Source organism: Rhodococcus rhodochrous (genome assembly GCF_014854695.1).
Taxonomy (GTDB): Bacteria; Actinomycetota; Actinomycetes; order Mycobacteriales; family Mycobacteriaceae; genus Rhodococcus.
Map to the genome: position 1 here is coordinate 307,264 of NZ_CP027558.1, position 15,709 is coordinate 322,972.

The window sequence follows — 15,709 nt, forward strand, 5'->3', positions numbered from 1 at the left end:
CTATCCGCCCTCACATTGCTGATCTCAGACCAAAAAACCGTCTACATCAGCAGTTCGTATGTGAAGGCCACCATTTGGGGTCTGTCAGGTAATCGGTGGATCCGGTTCTGGCGCATCGGTTTAGTTCTCACTCGGGGTGATCCGACCCTCGAACGTGATAGCGAACGCGTTCAACGCCGGCTTCCACCTCATCGCCCATCGTGCTCTTCCCTTCCCGGTCGGGTCCAGCGCCCGGGTCGCCAAATACAGACACTTCAACGCGGCTTGCTCGTTGGGGAAATGTCCGCGGGCCCGGGTCGCCCGGCGGTACCGCGCGTTGATGCTCTCGATCGCGTTGGTGCTGCAGATGACGCGTCTGATCTCGGGGTCGTAATCGAGGAACGGCACGAATTCGCTCCAGGCGCTGCGCCACAGCCGGATGATCGCCGGGTAGCGCGGGCCCCATTTGACGGCGAACTCGTCGAACCGCTCGCCGGCCGCGGCCTCGTTGGCTGCGGTATAGATCGGCCGCAGATCCCGGCTCATCTCATCCCAGTACCTACGTGACGCATAGCGGAAGGTGTTGCGCAGCAAATGGATCACACACGTCTGGACGATCGCGCGGTCCCACACCGTGGTGATGGCCTCGGGTAGGCCCTTGAGTCCGTCACACACCACGATGCACACGTCACCGGTCCCGCGATTCTTGATCTCGGTCAGGACGGCGAGCCAGAACTTTGCACCCTCGCCGCCGTCACCGGCCCACAACCCCAGGATGTCGCGATGCCCGTCTACGGTCACGCCGATCGCGACGTAGACGGGCCGATTGGTGACCTGCCCGTCGCGAATTTTGACGTGGATCGCGTCGATGAACAGCACCGGATATACCGGATCGAGCGGCCGGACGGACCACTCCGTCATTTCGGCGAGCACCTTGTCGGTGATCTTGCTGATCGTCTCCTTCGACACCGTGGCGCCGTAGACGTCGTCGAAGTGGGCGGCGATCTCACCGGTGGTCAGACCCTTCGCCGACAGCGACAAGATGATCTCGTCGACCCCGGTCAGGCGTCGCTGACGTTTCTTGACGATCTGCGGATCGAACGAGGCATCGGTGTCTCGCGGAACCTGGATCTGCACCGGGCCGATCTCGGTCAGGACGGTCTTGGTGCGCCGACCGTTGCGGGAATTCCCACTGTTACGTCCTTCTACCTGGTTTTTCTCGTAGCCGAGGTGCTCGTCCATCTCCGCTTCGAGGGCGGTTTCGAGCACGGTGGCGGTGAGTTGGTTGAGCAGTCCGTTCGGGCCGACCAGCTCGACGCCGTCGGCTTTGGACTGGGCGAGCAGTTGCTGCGCCAGCTGTTGGGGATCGATCTTCTGCTGATCCATGGGATCGAGTGTTTCGGTCATGATGGTGCCTTCTCGCCAAGCAAGCTCGGCGTGTCGGCCAAAACCAGATCAACCGTTATCCCGACAGTCCCACCATTTGCGACGCCCGCCTCGCCCGGCACATGCCCGAAGGAACTTCGACGGTATGTGCTTGTGCGGTCCCGGTGAGCGGCTCCGTGGGGTGTTCTGTGAGGTATGCACTCGCGCCAAATAGAGCTGACACCGCGATACCGTCGGGCTGGCAGGAGTGCGCCGATCACTTTCCGTGCCGCCGGCACATCACCGGAAAGCATCGACGTTCTCCTCGGCCATTGCGCGAAGGTCTTGGCAGCTGCACGCGAAACGGCGGCAGCAGGCGTCTGCACCGTCGCGGTCGCTGGTCGGAGATGCCGATAGCCCTACACGGAGATCGGTCGCCCGTTGAGCAGTGTCCGTCGTAGGGCGCCATGTGCAATGCCGTTGGTCTCAAGATCCCAGCTGTGGCATCTGCATGCGGTCCGGCGCGTTGGCCTGTCGGTGTTGTCTATGGATTGTCGGGGTCGAGTGTGAGGTGGTGGGTGATGATGTCGTGGGCGATGAGGGTGATCCTGCGGTGTTGGGTGTATGCCATTGCTTGTAATCGGGCGAGGGCGTCGCCGGCGGAGATCTGGAGTTGGACAGCGAGCATTCCTGCGGCGATATGGACGTTGCCGCGGGGGAACAGTGCGGGGTCCAGCATCGGAGAGGAGGTACGGGTGGGGTCGAGTTCATCGACGAGGGTGAGGCCGAGGGTGGCGGCGTAATCGGTGGCGATGCGGTAGTGCGGGGTCTCGAGGGGGCCGGGTCTGGTTCGGTAGAGCTCGAGGACGCCGATATTGGCGGCCTTGTCTACCGTGAGGGGGAAGGCGAAGAGGTCGCGGACGCCGAGGTCGAGTACTTCGGAGGTGAACATCGGCCAGCGGGTGGCGGTGGGGTCTGCGAGGTCGGGGTGTATCTCGGGGACGGATGTGCGGTATGCGGTCAGACATCCCTGGATCTCGGATGTCAAGCAGCGATGATGGGTTGACGATGTGACTAGGCGGTCGCCTGGTCATAGTGCGTGTGGGTCTTGAGGCAGCCGTGAAGGATGCCGACGAGCCGATTGCCGACCTGCCGCAGAGCGGCGTTGTGGCTGACGTTGCGGGCGCGGAGTTGGTCGTAGTAGACACGCACCTGCTCATCGTGCAGGATCGCGCAGGAAGCCTGCATGTGCAGGGCATCGACAAGCCGATCGTTGTGTACGTGCCTGGCGGAGACCACTCGCGTTTTGCCGGACTGCCTGGTGATCGGACTGGTCCCGGCGTAATTCTTGCGTGCCTTTGCGCTGGCGTATCGGCCCGGGGCGTCCCCGAACTCGGCAAGCACCCGGGCACCGAGAACGACGCCGAGACCGGGCTGGCTGAGCAGGATCCCAGCGTCCGGGTGCTCACCAAAATGCGTCGACACGTCTTTCTCGAGGTTCGCGATCTCGGTGTTCAACGTCGTCAGAATCGCAACGAGCGACCGCACCGTTGCCGCATATGCCGCGCTCACCGGACCGGGTTGACCGAGGTGCTCGGCGCGCAGCGCCTGCTGGAGTGCCGCCGCTTTGGTCTCGATGTCACGGCGGCCCTTCAACGCGGCGGTGATCTGCCGCAAGGTGAGCGCGGCGGCCGCGTCCGGGGCAGGAGCCTTGGTCAGCAGGGCCAACACCGTGGTGGAGGTAAGTCCGAGCGGTGTGTAGGCCTCGAGCGCGGCGGGGAAGTAGTCCCGCAACGCCACCCGCAGCCGCAGCAGGTGGCGGGTACGTTCCCAGATCAACGTCTGATGCGCGCGGGCGACGACCTTGACTGCCTCCGCGACCTCGGAGTCCGCGGCAACCTCACGAAGTTGATGCCGGCGGGTGCGGAGCATGTCGGCGAGGGCGTGCGCGTCTCCCTTGTCGCTCTTGGCTCCGGAGTTTCCGAGGATTTCCCGATGTCGCGCAGCCTGTTTCGGATCGACACTGAACACGGTGTAGCCGGCTGCCAGCAGTGCTTGTACCCAGGGTCCGCGGTCGGTTTCGATGCACACCAGCACGTCGGCACACTCGGTGTCGTCGTCGGCGAACCGTCCGGCGAGTTCCCCGAATCCGCGGATCCCCGCTATCCCTTCCGGCAATCGTTCGCGTCGCAGGACTCGGCCGTGTTCGTCCTGGACTTCCACGTCGTGGTGGTCTTCGGCCCAGTCGTCTCCGATGTACAACAACCTGCACCTCCTGGATCGTCGAGCGTCCGGCGGCAGCCTGCAGGAAGTTCGTTCGCGGACTAATGGTCGAGTGCTCACGGCCTCGGCCGGGCACGACATCCCACCAGCGATGCAGACCTCCTGGCACGCTGGTGGAGGCCCGGTCTGACCTCAGGACTCGGCCAATCGGTCCAGTCGGGGAGAGTGCTCATCCACCAGCGGCTACCAGGTGCCAAGTCTGCCTGACCGGCCAGCCTTGGTGCCTCCCATTAGTCAGGGGCCTTCACGCAGGGTGAATTGGAGTTCGTCGACCTGCTCAGCGATGGTATCGGTGGCGTAGACCAGGTCTCGGGTGGCGAATCGTGCATGTAGCCGGCCGCACTCGTTCCTGCAGGGGCAAGGAGTGGGAGCGCCGGGTGTGGCCCGGCAAGAGCGGGTCATCGGGTCACGGCTCGGGTCGGTCGCGAGATAGAGGGTTGCATGCGAGCGGGTGATTTCACGGGTGAATTGCCTACTCGTCGGTAACAAATGGGCCGCAGAGATCGGTGTCCGGTATGTGAACTGGGGTTTCTGGCTGATTGTCGCGTGGCTTGCCGTATCGGTGACCTTCGCTGCTGTCTTCGGTCGTGTCATCCGCGCCCGCGACCAACGTGAGATACCGCCACTTGACCAGGACAACGACGGCGAACGGTCGCGACGCACGCCAGCCGAGGCATGTAAGTGCAAGCGGAGGATGCCGTTATAAGGTGCCCCACCTCGGGCGCCGCCCACCGAAATCGCCGACCAGCGTTATGCCCATCTCGACGATCCCCATGTTCTGGCAACCGAGGACCATACCGCGCGCCGAGGCTGTGTGGCCGTCAGGCATGAGGAGATTCGATCCGCACGTAGCTAACAAGCACCAGGTCCGCCCTGGCGCACGCAGTGTCGTCTCCCTGCTGATGAACCCGCAGGTGCAGTGGCGAACCTGTCGACGGCGTTCGCCTCTACGACCACACCCAGTATCTCCCCCTGGGGGTGGCTACACGTAGTCTGCCGGGACGCTCGTCGGCGGTCGCTCACAAGGTCATCCAGACATCGACTAGTTCACCCAGGTCGAGACCGGTGTCCATGGTGGGGTGGATGTGGAGTTCGGTACCGCGCAGTGCTCTGCACGATGCCACGCTGTGGTGGGGTCATGGCGCACGAGACCCGCGCATTCGCTCTGGTCGCACAACCGTTTACGTGTTCAGTCGGGTTGGTGCAAGCGGTGCCGTCACGGTGGAAGCAGGTGAAGCGCTCTATGGGAAGGCGTACCCGGTTGCGGATCCGATCGGTGGCATCGGCCGTTCGGAAGGTCGCGGTGGGTCGGCCGTGCCAGAGCGGAGCCGACGTCCATCGTGGGGTGAGTCCGGGTCCCTTCGGAGGCCGCGGCGTACGGGTGGCGTCGTCGTTCCGCTTCTCGACGGCCTGCGGGACCAAAAATTTTCACTGTCAGAAAAAATAAGTGCTGAGAAACCATTGATCTCAACGGTCGATCGCTATAAATTCATCGGCAGTGAAGATCTGGTCGTCATCACAGCCGACGGTGTCCCAGACTTGACGCCCTGACTTCCCGCCGCTCGCATCGCCGAGGGGTGGAAAACATCCGACGGTCTTTCCGGCCGATCGATCAGCGCTATGTGAGGAGATATTGATGCATGCAGAAATCGCTGGGGCAGGTCTATCCGGCCTTGTCCTCGCCTCCGCTCTGGCACGAACCGGTTGGACGGTACGCGTCCACGAGAAAAGCAGTGAACTGCGTGAAATCGGTGCTGGTATCTATCTGTGGGAAAACGGATTACGTGCCCTCGAGGCGATCGGAGCTTACGAAGCCGTGACTGCCCGGGCCGAGCGCCTCGATGAGCCGACCCTGCGTGATCACAACGGCAGCACACTGCAGACCGAGTGGCTGCGCAGCAAGCGGCTGTATACGGTCGGTCGCCGGCATCTTCATCGGAGCCTGGTCGATACGGCGACCGACCTGGGAGTGGAGATTCGTACCGAGTCACCGATTGTCGGAGCTGAGACCGGCGGTGTTCTCATCGGATCGGACGGAAACCGATACCCGGCCGATCTCGTCGTCGGTGCCGATGGCGTCTACTCGCGTGTGCGCGAATCTCTCGGGCTGCGGACGAAGATGGTCGACCTCCATGACGGGGGTGGGCGCCACCTCATCCCGCGGACCAGCGAAGACCCGGTCCGGCGTGCAATCGAACAGTGGAACGGCGGTCGCCGCATCGGTGTAGTCCCTTGCTCTCCGGACGAAACCTATATCTTCTTGTGCTGTCCCGCAGACGATCTCGAAGGGCGGCAGCAGCAGCCGTTCGACCCGGAAACGTGGATCGAGAGTTTCCCCGACTTCCGATCACAGCTCGAGCGGATCCCTACCAACGGAGAAGGACGGTGGGCGCCGTTCTACGACGTGCACGTTTCGAGCTGGTTCTCCGGTCGCGCTGCGCTCCTTGGGGACGCTGCCCACGCCATGTCGCCGAATCTTGGACAAGCTGCCTGTGTCGCTATGACCAATGCTGTCGCTTTGGCTCTGGCGTTGCGCCAAAGCCATTCGATCGACCGCGCATTGCGCATCTGGGAAAGTGAGCAGCGTGAGATGAGCGATGGGGTGCAGAAGTACTCGCGCATCTACGGCCAGGTCGGAACGCAGTGGCCGAACCCGCTGCTCGGCGTGCGATCCTCGGTGGTTCGACGTTTCCTCCGTACGAAGTCGGCTCAAACCGCCATCAACTTCGCTTCGGAAATCTTCCCTGAGGGCGAACTCGTCAAAGCTCCCTGAACTGCCGCCTGCGACCAGCGACTCTACGGGTGTTTGTCGATCCTCGACCTGAGCATGCTGGCGTCAACACAAGGAAGTAGGTGCGCACATGCACGCCTCAGCGCCGCGATATGCAGGAGTTTCTGCTCTACTCTTCGCCTCTGCCCTCGTCTTGTCTGCCTGCGCCCACGACACGGGCGCGACAGACCGCATTCCCAGTGCCGACACATCGGGCCGGCCTTGGTCGGTCGACGCGCTTCTGACCGACTGCAGCGCAGCAGATGTGGAGTCGTCCGGGTGCATCGGCCCCAACACGGAAGGCACGTACACCTCTCTTTCGAGAGACGACGTCAGCCGGCCGTGGCGCCTGTGTTCGGTATTGCCGCACATGAAGGATTCGACCTGGATCGGCGTCAACTACGGCCAGGTGAGTCAGGCCAGGTCGCTGGGAGTGGCACTGTCGACCAGCGACGCGGGTGGGTACGGCAATTTGTCCCAACAGATCTCCCAAATCGAAGACTGCGTGTCATCCGGCGCGGACGCAATTCTGCTGAGCGCCGTGAGCTTCGATTCCCTCAACAATGCCGTCCATGATGCAACCCTGGCCGGAATCCCTGTGATCGACGTCGGCAACGGTGTCTCCAGCCCGGAAGTCGCCGGTCATGTGCTCCAGGACTATATCGACATGGGCCGGATGATCGGCGAGCATCTGGCCGACCTGGACAGGCCTTTACGCGTAGCGCTGCTGCCCGGCCCGGCAGGAGCCGGGTGGGCCGAACGATCGGTCACCGGTTTCACGAATGCGATCGAGGGGTCACAGGTCAACATCGCCGACGTCAAGTACGGAGATACGGGCAAGGAAGTCCAGCTGAGGCTGATAGAAGATGTACTGGCGTCCAATCCAGACCTCGATGCCCTGGTGGGCAATGCGGTCATGGCGGAGGCCGCGACACGAGTTGCCGCAGAGCGTGGTCTCATCGGCAAGCTCGGTATCTACAGCACGTATGTGACACCCGAACTCGTCGACCTCATCGGCGCCGGGCGCGCCAATTGCGGTCCTTCCGAACAGTCGACACTGATCGGGCAGATGGCGGTCGACTACGCAGTTCGGATTCTCGAAGACGTTCCCGCTGCCGGTGATGTCGAACGCTACGCTCCCGTCCCCATGGTGGCCTGCGGGCCGACCGAAGGGGACTTCGACAACATCGACAGCTTCGATCTGGCGGGCAGCTTCGCGCCGAGCGAATTCCGTCCCACTTTCTCTGTAGAGGGCACACAGTGACCACAGATTCCTACCCCGATCTGGTTCTGCACGGCCAGGTCCTGACCATGTCCAACCGCTCCGACGTGACTACTGTCGTGGTCCGAGACGGTCGGATCAGTGATCTCGGAGACGACAGTTTGCTCCATCATCATGTCGGTCTCGGTGCCGACATCACCGAGATAGAGGGCATACTCCTTCCGGGTTTTGTCGATCCTCATACGCACTTCTCCCAATACGCTGCGGCTCGGGCCACTGCCATCGACTGCCGTGTGCCGCTGGTCCGTACGATCTCCGACGTTCTCGATGCTCTGCGTGACGGACTCCGAGCGCAACGGTTCTGCGGGCCGTGGCTCGTGGGGTACGGGAACTTGTTCTTCGATCAGAAACTGGCGGAAAGGCGGCTTCCGACGCGTGAAGAGCTCGATCGGGTCTCCACTCGTCATCCCATCGTGGTTCATTGCGGTGGCCATGTTTCGGTGCTGAACACCGCAGCCCTGGAACGCGTGCGTGTCGAACGATTCATCGGCAGCACCGAAGGGCTGTGGGGACGGCCGGTCATCGATGTCGACAAATCGGGACGTCCAACCGGCCTCGTTGCCGAAATCGATCGCCATCTGGGAATTCCTGAACCCGATCACGATGAACTGGTCGAGGCCTTCGCCACTACCTACCGCACCGAGTTCCTGAAATACGGAGTGACAACGATCGGGGAAATGCTCGAGTCCGAGCACTATCTCGATGCCCTCAGCGCCGCATCAACGGATGGCAGCGTCCCCGCGCGGTTCGGGCTCTATGCGATGGCACCCTCCTTCGCCCCTCACGAGCGGGCGCTGTCCTGGGTACGCGAAGCCATCCTCCCGGCTCGTCTGACCGCTTGTGGCACCAAGGTATTCGCCGATGGCGGTTATTCAGCGCGCAATGCAGCCAGCAACGCTCCGTACTCGGCCGATCACGCACCGTACGCAGGTTATCGAGGCAAGCTGAACCTCGAGCGTCCTGCCCTAGTTGCGGCCGTCGAGGACACGCAAGCTGCGGGCGTGCAGCTGGCCATTCACACCAACGGCACACGTGCGCAGCAAGAAGCGCTCGATGCAGTGGCGATGGTCGGTGGCGTCCGTCGTGGTGGCGTACGTATCGAGCATCTCGGCAACGTGTTGGACGACCCCAGCACCATTCGTCGATGGCGCGACACCGGGGTCCTGCCGGTGATGCAGCCCGGGTTCCTGCGCAACTTCATTGCGGACTTCGTGCCGATGCTGTTCCCGGCGACCGGGACCCGGGGGCGCATGCCGCTGCGCACAATCCTCGATGAAGGTATCTGGCCCGCCTTCAGTTCCGATGTGGCCGTTGGAGGCGAGATCGGGGCAAGCAACCCCTTGTCCACCATCGCGGCTTCGGTCGACAGGCTCGGTTACTGGGACCGCCCGGTAGAACCCCACGAAGCGATCTCCGTCGGTGAGGCGCTGCGCTGCCACAGCCTGGCCGCTGCCGAAGCACTCGGGATGACAGGCGAGGTCGGCACCATCGATATCGGAGCACGGGCGGACATGGTCGTTCTCGACCGCGACCCGCGCACGGTGGACATCGAGACGATCCGTGACGTGGGTGTACGACAGGTCTGGATCGACGGTGTGCTCGAGTACGAGGCGGCGCCGGTATGAACTCTGTGATCACACTGCACTCGGTGGGCAAGAAATTCGGCCCCGTCACAGCGCTCGCCGATGTCTCGCTCGATATCCGAGCGGGCGAGGTTCATGCGCTGATGGGGGAGAACGGTGCCGGCAAGTCGACATTGATCAAGGTACTTGCCGGTATCCACCAGCACACGTCGGGCACTGTCCGGGTCGACGGTCGGGAGGTCCGTTTCACCAGTCCACAGGATGCTCGCGCCGCAGGTATCCGGACCGTCTTCCAAGAGCTCACCATCGTCCCGTCCCTGACTGTCGCGGAAAACGTCGTCCTCGGGGAAGCGCCCGGTTCACGGATGTTCGTCCGGCCGGCACAGATGCGCCGGGAAGCCTCTCGAGCGTTGGCGCAGTTGGGTGTCGATCTCGACGTCGATCGTCCGGCGAGGTCGTTGACGCGCTCCGAGCAGCAGCTCGTCGAGATCGCACGCTCGCTCCGACACGAGCCTCGTGTTCTGATCCTGGACGAGCCGACGGCATCGTTGGGACACGAGGAAAGCCGGCAGCTGCTCACAATCGTCGACGGACTTCGTGGACGCGGTGTGGCAGTGCTCTACGTCAGCCACCGAATGGCCGAGATCGTGGAGATCGCTGACCGAGTAACCGTGCTGCGTGACGGCAGATACGTCGACACCTCCTGCCGGCCGGTCGTAGAAAGCGATCTCGTCGAGCGTATGACCGGACGGTCCGCTCAGTCGCTCTACCAGCACACCTCCCGTACCCCGGGTGAGGAGGTCCTCCGGGTGGAGAAGCTCAACACCGCCTTGCTGCGGGAGGTGAGTGTGACGGTGCGCCGTGGAGAGGTCGTCGGCATCGCAGGTCTCATCGGGTGCGGGAAGTCGGACATCGGCAGGGCCCTGTTCGGCCTGGAACCGTCTACCGCTCAGGGCGTGACCCTGGCCGGTTCTCCCGTGCACCCGAAACGACCATCGCAGATGCTTCGTCACGGACTGGTCTACTATCCCGCGGACCGTCGACGTGAGGGCATCGTTCCGATGCGCGCCGCGCGCGAAACCATGACGATGGGAGCCCACAGAGCCGGAGGACTCACCGGATTCGGTGTGGTTCGCGGCAAGCAGGAACACGCGTTGTGCGAGAAGGTGGCGGCGAGTCTCGACATGCGCCCCCGCGATCTCGAACGGCCGATCCGCTCCTATTCCGGAGGCAACCAGCAGAAGGCAGTTCTGGCCCGCGGCATGCTGCACAACGCTGATGTCCATGTCTTCGACGAGCCCACGGTCGGAATCGACGTCGGCGCCAAGGCCGATGTCTATCGGCTCCTCGGCGACTACACCGACAGTGGCTGTGGAGTAATCGTGATCTCTTCCGACCTGACCGAATTGGTAGGGGTGAGCGACCGAATCTATGTCATCGCCGAGGGGCGTGTCACCGCCCACCTCAGCGGTCGAGAGATAACCGCCGACAGCGTCGGACGTGCGATGTTCGGCTTGCCGGCACACACCACACCGACGTGCGATTCCCATTCCCGGACAAAGGAAACGGTCTCATGACCACTGCAGCCGTAGGGCACGATGCCCGTACCGAACCGCAACTGATGCTGCGCCGACTCAACGATTACCTACTGCCCGCGATGTTGATCGTGATGGTGGTGGTCTTCGCGGCACTCGAACCCCAGTTCATGGACGGTTCCAATCTGGTGAATGTTGCTCGGCAGTCCGTGTTTTTGTTGTTCATCACTCTGGGGCAGATGATCGTGCTGATCCACGCGCAACTCGATCTGTCCGTCGGTGCAACCGTGGCGGCCACCAGCGTGCTGGTAGCAACTGCGACTCGTGAGGTCGTGCCCGCCGCCAGCGTCCCTGTCGGGCTCCTCGTCGGACTGGGAGCAGGAGTGGTGATCGGGCTCGTCAATGGTGCCATCGTTGCCTTCGGTAGGGTTCCGTCGTTCATGGCTACGCTCGGCACCACGTCGGTACTGACCGGACTCGCCTTGATCATCTCGAACGGCGCGCCGGTCACCGGGATTCCGCTCACTTTCTCCGACATCCTCGGCACCTCACGGATCCTGGGCATCCCCGTTTCCGTGCTCCTGGGTTTGGCGACGATAGCTGTGATCGGACTGCTGCTCGGACGCTCCAGAATCGGCCGCGATATGTATGCCATCGGTGGTAATGCCGAGGCGGCCCGTGCAGCAGGTATCGATGTGCGTCGCACGATGTTGATCGGATTCGTCTTGTGCTCGGTACTTGCAGCGTTGGCGGGGGTTCTTCTCACCGCGCGCGTCGGCTCCGGTGAAGCGTCCCTCGGAGGAAGCTATGTCATGTTGTCGATCGCTGCAGCTGTGCTGGGTGGAACCTCTCTGTTCGGAGGCGAAGGGAAGGTCTGGCGGGTTGTCGTAGGGGTGCTGTTTCTGGGGGTGCTCAGTAACGGCATGAACCTCCTTCACGTTTCCAGTTATGTCCAACAGCTTGTGATCGGTGCCGTGTTGATCTGCGCGGTGGGGCTCGAGCGATTGAGGGAGGCCACGTGAGGTACATGGCTCACCGCTTACAGCGCCGATGCATGGGTAAAGTGCGGGTGGACATGTCAACCGATCACCGACTTCTGAGGAACTAGTGAGCAAGCTCGACGGCCCCGAACAGATCGGCGCCGAGGTGCGAAGTGCGCGCAAGAAGCGCGGAATGACCCTTCAGCAGTTGTCCGAGCAGACCGGATTGTCGATCGGATATCTGTCCATGCTCGAACGAGGCCGATCGAACCCCTCCTTGGCATCGTTGCTCCGGATCGCCGGGGCCCTCAACCTCCCGATGTCGGCGCTGATGGCCGACTCGACAATCCCTGAAGCCGGCCCGTCGGATGAAAAGCCCGGTAACGGCCCTCATCGGCATGCTGTGCACCCCTCCGGAATGTACCGGGATCGCTTCATCACCCCTGCCGACGCGAAGACGATCCAGGTCCTCGAGGCGATCCTCGAGCCCGGAGACCAGTCCCGCGTCGCCCCGTACAAGCACGATGAGGAAGAAGAACTGATCCTCGTCCTCGACGGAGAGCTCGAGTTCAGGTCGGGGGAGATGACGCGCCTTCTGAAACAGGGCGAGTCATTGCTCGTCGATCCTCGCATCCCGCATTCTTATCGCAACCCAGGTTCGATTGCTGTTCGCTGGCTGTGGATTTCAGCCAAAGTCTGAACAAGCCGGCTCATTCTTCTCGTCGCCACTCTGTCACGATTGTTCTGCATGTTCCGAGGAGGAACCTGTGCCCGACCACACCTTCATCGTCGAGGATCCAGCCTCGCTGGAAACCCTCGCACAGATCCCGGACATGGGCCCGGACGATGCTCGACATGCTGTCGAGCGTGCCCATCTCGCGCTCGTCCCGTGGGCGCGCCGTGCGCCCCAGGAGCGCGCGGACATCCTGATGCGGACCTACGAGCTGATGCTCGAACAGTCCGAGACACTCGCCGAACTCATCACCCGTGAGAACGGCAAATCGCTCACCGACGCTGCCGCCGAGGTTCGCTACGCAGCCGAATTTTTCCGCTGGTATGCCGAAGAGGCTGTCCGGCCCGAAGGCAGCTACGGCACGGCTCCCGGTGGAACCAGTAGAACGATCGTCACCCACAGACCGGTAGGGGTAGCAGCCCTCGTGACGCCATGGAACTTTCCGGCTGCGATGGTGACGCGCAAGGTGGCACCTGCACTCGCTGCGGGCTGTTCGGCAGTTCTCAAGCCTGCCGCCGAAACCCCACTGACCGCTCTGGCTATCGCGGATCTGCTGTCGGATGCCGGCGCCCCGGACGACCTGCTGACGGTGGTCACGACGTCTGATCCGGGCCCGGTCGTCGATGCATGGCTCGGTGATGAGCGTGTCCGCAAACTGTCGTTCACCGGGTCTACCCGGGTCGGCCGCCTCCTGTTGCGGAGCGCCGCGGATCGTGTCGTGAACTGCTCGATGGAACTGGGCGGCAACGCGCCTGTCATTGTGGCGGCAGATGCCGACCTCGACCGAGCGGTCGCCGGCACGATGGTGGCCAAGTTCCGCAACGGGGGCCAAGCGTGCACCGCAGCGAACCGCATCCTGGTGCACGAAGACATCGTCGAGCGCTTCACGGAGAAGCTGAGCGAGCAGGTCTGTCGGCTCGAGGTCGCGGCCGCACATTCCGGTGCCGACATCGGCCCGATGATCAACGAACGCGAGCGTGACCGCTTGAACAAGCTCATCGCCTCGGCGGTGGCCGACGGTGCTCGTGTGACCTGCCAGGCGCAGCTGCCCGATCTTCCTGGCCACTTTGTCGCCCCGACCGTCCTGGTTGATGTCGACCCCGGCGCCGCTCTTCTCCAGGAGGAACTGTTCGGTCCGGTGGCGCCGATCGTGGTCTGGAGGAATGAGGAAGAAGTCGTCGAGCTGGCGAATGCTACCGAGCACGGGCTGGCCGCCTACGTCTTCGCCGGTGACCTGGCGTACTCGATCAGGCTCGCGGAACAGCTCGAGGCCGGGATGGTCGGGATCAACCGAGGTGTCGTGTCCGATCCATCGGCGCCGTTCGGTGGCGTCAAGCAGAGCGGGTTGGGACGCGAAGGGGCGCGCGACGGAATTCGAGCTTTCCAGGAGACCCAGTACCTCAGCGTCGACTGGCCACAGTGACAACGAGAGCTTCGGACGTCCGCTCATCACGCTGTCCTCGTCCTTCGGCCGTGCGGGTCATGTCCGCAATCTCGTGAACATGCTGATCGCCTAGGCCAGGTCGCCGTGCACCTTTGGTCTGCAAGTGCACGGTGACCTTGCCCTAGCCTTTGCCTCACGGGTATCAGTTGCAGGTGAGCTCGTTGCCACCTCTTCGAGCTCTCGGTGGCAGTGATGGGTGATCTGCTCACGGTCCATGCCGGCCGGTCCGCCTGGATTTCGTTTTCACCGTCAGAGTCGTTCATAGCCCGGGGATGCGGCCACCGCATGAAAGTGGAGGCGTTGTCGATGATGGCTCTGCGATGTGTTTCCGGCCTGATCGGTCCCGACTCGTCGTATCAGCCACGTCGAAGGTGGGCACAGATCGGCCCGTCTCGGTCGGCGCCCCAGACCCGGTCGGCGACGGGACCGATCGTCACCAGTAGGTGCTGCGCACACCCCTGCGCGAGACCGTGACAACCCCGGCCGACGTCCGTTTCGGCTCGTCGGGTCGTGGGAACTCGATCGGATCAACGTGCTGTCGTTCCGGTGGGGCGGCAGCCCTGTGAAGGAGGACCATGAAGGCTCTGACATGGCAGGGAAGACGCGCGGTGAGCGTGGAGAATGTCCCGGACCCGAAGATCCAGGAGCCTACGGACGCGATCGTGCGGATCACCTCCAGCGCCATTTGCGGCTCGGATCTGCACCTGTACGAAGTGCTCACTCCGTTCATGGACAAGGGTGACATCATCGGTCATGAGCCGATGGGCATCGTGGAGGAGGTGGGTTCGGCCGTCACCCACATCAAGGCCGGGGACCGAGTGGTGATCCCCTTCAACGTGTCCTGCGGCCACTGCTTGATGTGCACCCAGGGTCTGCAGTCCCAGTGCGAGATCACCCAGGTGCGCGAGTACAACAACAATGCCCAGTTCCTTGGTTACTCCCGCCTGTATGGCTCGGTGCCCGGCGGGCAGGCCGAGTATCTGCGTGTGCCGCATGCGGACTACGGACCGATCAAGGTGCCGCAGATCGGGGAGGACGAACGCTACCTCTACCTTTCGGATGTGCTGCCGACCGCCTGGCAGGCGGTGCAGTACGCCGCGCCGCCGCAGGGCGGATCGCTGGCGGTGCTGGGCCTGGGACCGGTCGGGCAGATGTCTGCCCGGATCGGCCGCCATCTGGGCTACGAGGTGTTCGCGGTGGACCCGGTTCCCGAGCGTCGGACCATGGCCGAACGCCATGGCATCCACACGTTGGACTCCACGGGCGAGGTGGCCGAGCGGTTGAAGGATCTCACCGGCGGCCGTGGCCCGAATGCTGTGGTCGATGCGGTCGGGATGGAAGCCCATAGTTCCCCCATCGCGTGGGCGACCCACCAGGTGGTGGGTGCGCTGCCGTCCCCGCTGGGGCGTAAGGCGATGGAGATGGCCGGGGTGGATCGGCTCGATGCGCTGTACACCGCGATCGATGCCGTGCGGCGCGGCGGGACGATTTCGATCAGCGGTGTCTACGGCGGCATGAAGGATCCGCTGCCGATGATGACGATGTTCGACAAGCAGCTGCAGCTGCGTATGGGTCAGTGCAATGTGCGGCGGTGGACCGAGGATTTGCTGCCGCTGGTTGACGATCCCTCGGATCCGCTGGGCGTGCTCGACCTCAAGACGCACACTGCGCCGCTGGATGAGGCGCCGGCAATGTACGAGAAGTTCCAGAAGAAGGAAGATGGCTGCATCAAGGTGGTCCTCAAGCCGTAACCCA

11 protein-coding genes are annotated in these 15,709 nt (G+C 63.3%); 8 read left to right on the forward strand and 3 right to left on the reverse strand.

Translation table 11 applies throughout. From position 1 onward, the window contains the following. Positions 1–120: 120 nt before the first annotated feature. The 3 genes from C6Y44_RS26245 to C6Y44_RS26255 form a co-directional block, all read right to left on the reverse strand. Positions 121–1,386, reverse strand: a complete 1,266-nt coding sequence (locus C6Y44_RS26245) for an IS256 family transposase (protein WP_192378926.1) — start codon at positions 1,384–1,386, stop codon at positions 121–123. A 502-nt stretch (positions 1,387–1,888) separates the two neighbouring features. Next, positions 1,889–2,392 (reverse strand): ANTAR domain-containing protein, encoded by a 504-nt coding sequence (locus C6Y44_RS26250; RefSeq protein ID WP_192378927.1) that lies wholly within the window; start codon positions 2,390–2,392, stop codon positions 1,889–1,891. A gap of 26 nt (positions 2,393–2,418) precedes the next feature. Further along, on the reverse strand, positions 2,419–3,609 hold the full coding sequence (locus C6Y44_RS26255; protein WP_192378928.1) for an IS110 family RNA-guided transposase: 1,191 nt from the start codon (positions 3,607–3,609) through the stop codon (positions 2,419–2,421). A gap of 1,654 nt (positions 3,610–5,263) precedes the next feature. Here C6Y44_RS26255 and C6Y44_RS26260 point away from each other — a divergent pair. From C6Y44_RS26260 to C6Y44_RS26295, 8 genes are all read left to right on the forward strand, one after another. After that, positions 5,264–6,400, forward strand: a complete 1,137-nt coding sequence (locus tag C6Y44_RS26260) for an FAD-dependent monooxygenase (RefSeq protein WP_120285074.1) — start codon at positions 5,264–5,266, stop codon at positions 6,398–6,400. A gap of 88 nt (positions 6,401–6,488) precedes the next feature. Continuing rightward, positions 6,489–7,661: a TMAO reductase system periplasmic protein TorT gene (gene torT, locus C6Y44_RS26265; protein ID WP_225623863.1), complete on the forward strand. Its 1,173-nt coding sequence runs from the start codon at positions 6,489–6,491 to the stop codon at positions 7,659–7,661. After that, a complete protein-coding gene (locus C6Y44_RS26270; protein WP_145709060.1) occupies positions 7,658–9,304 on the forward strand; it encodes an amidohydrolase in 1,647 nt (548 codons plus the stop codon). Before torT ends, C6Y44_RS26270 begins: the two co-directional genes overlap by 4 nt. After that, entirely contained in the window at positions 9,301–10,839 is a 1,539-nt protein-coding gene (locus tag C6Y44_RS26275; RefSeq protein ID WP_120285078.1) for a sugar ABC transporter ATP-binding protein, read from the forward strand. The genes C6Y44_RS26270 and C6Y44_RS26275 overlap by 4 nt, the downstream gene beginning before the upstream one ends. Then, positions 10,836–11,819 (forward strand): ABC transporter permease, encoded by a 984-nt coding sequence (locus C6Y44_RS26280; RefSeq protein WP_120285080.1) that lies wholly within the window; start codon positions 10,836–10,838, stop codon positions 11,817–11,819. The genes C6Y44_RS26275 and C6Y44_RS26280 overlap by 4 nt, the downstream gene beginning before the upstream one ends. An 85-nt stretch (positions 11,820–11,904) precedes the next feature. Beyond that, entirely contained in the window at positions 11,905–12,477 is a 573-nt protein-coding gene (locus C6Y44_RS26285; protein WP_120285082.1) for a helix-turn-helix domain-containing protein, read from the forward strand. A gap of 67 nt (positions 12,478–12,544) precedes the next feature. Continuing rightward, positions 12,545–13,933 carry an NAD-dependent succinate-semialdehyde dehydrogenase gene (locus C6Y44_RS26290; protein ID WP_159419409.1) on the forward strand — a complete coding sequence of 463 codons (1,389 nt, stop codon included), beginning with the start codon at positions 12,545–12,547 and terminating at the stop codon, positions 13,931–13,933. A gap of 596 nt (positions 13,934–14,529) precedes the next feature. Continuing rightward, positions 14,530–15,705 (forward strand): zinc-dependent alcohol dehydrogenase, encoded by a 1,176-nt coding sequence (locus tag C6Y44_RS26295; RefSeq protein WP_192378929.1) that lies wholly within the window; start codon positions 14,530–14,532, stop codon positions 15,703–15,705. Positions 15,706–15,709 lie beyond the last annotated feature (4 nt).

Bases quoted from the DNA above. Each gene is read 5' to 3' on its own strand.
- C6Y44_RS26245 (WP_192378926.1), bottom strand. From the start codon at position 1,386: ATGACCGAAACACTCGATCCCATGGATCAGCAGAAGATCGATCCCCAA.
- C6Y44_RS26260 (WP_120285074.1), top strand. From the start codon at position 5,264: ATGCATGCAGAAATCGCTGGGGCAGGTCTATCCGGCCTTGTCCTCGCC.
- torT (WP_225623863.1), top strand. From the start codon at position 6,489: ATGCACGCCTCAGCGCCGCGATATGCAGGAGTTTCTGCTCTACTCTTC.
- C6Y44_RS26275 (WP_120285078.1), top strand. From the start codon at position 9,301: ATGAACTCTGTGATCACACTGCACTCGGTGGGCAAGAAATTCGGCCCC.
- C6Y44_RS26280 (WP_120285080.1), top strand. From the start codon at position 10,836: ATGACCACTGCAGCCGTAGGGCACGATGCCCGTACCGAACCGCAACTG.
- C6Y44_RS26295 (WP_192378929.1), top strand. From the start codon at position 14,530: ATGAAGGCTCTGACATGGCAGGGAAGACGCGCGGTGAGCGTGGAGAAT.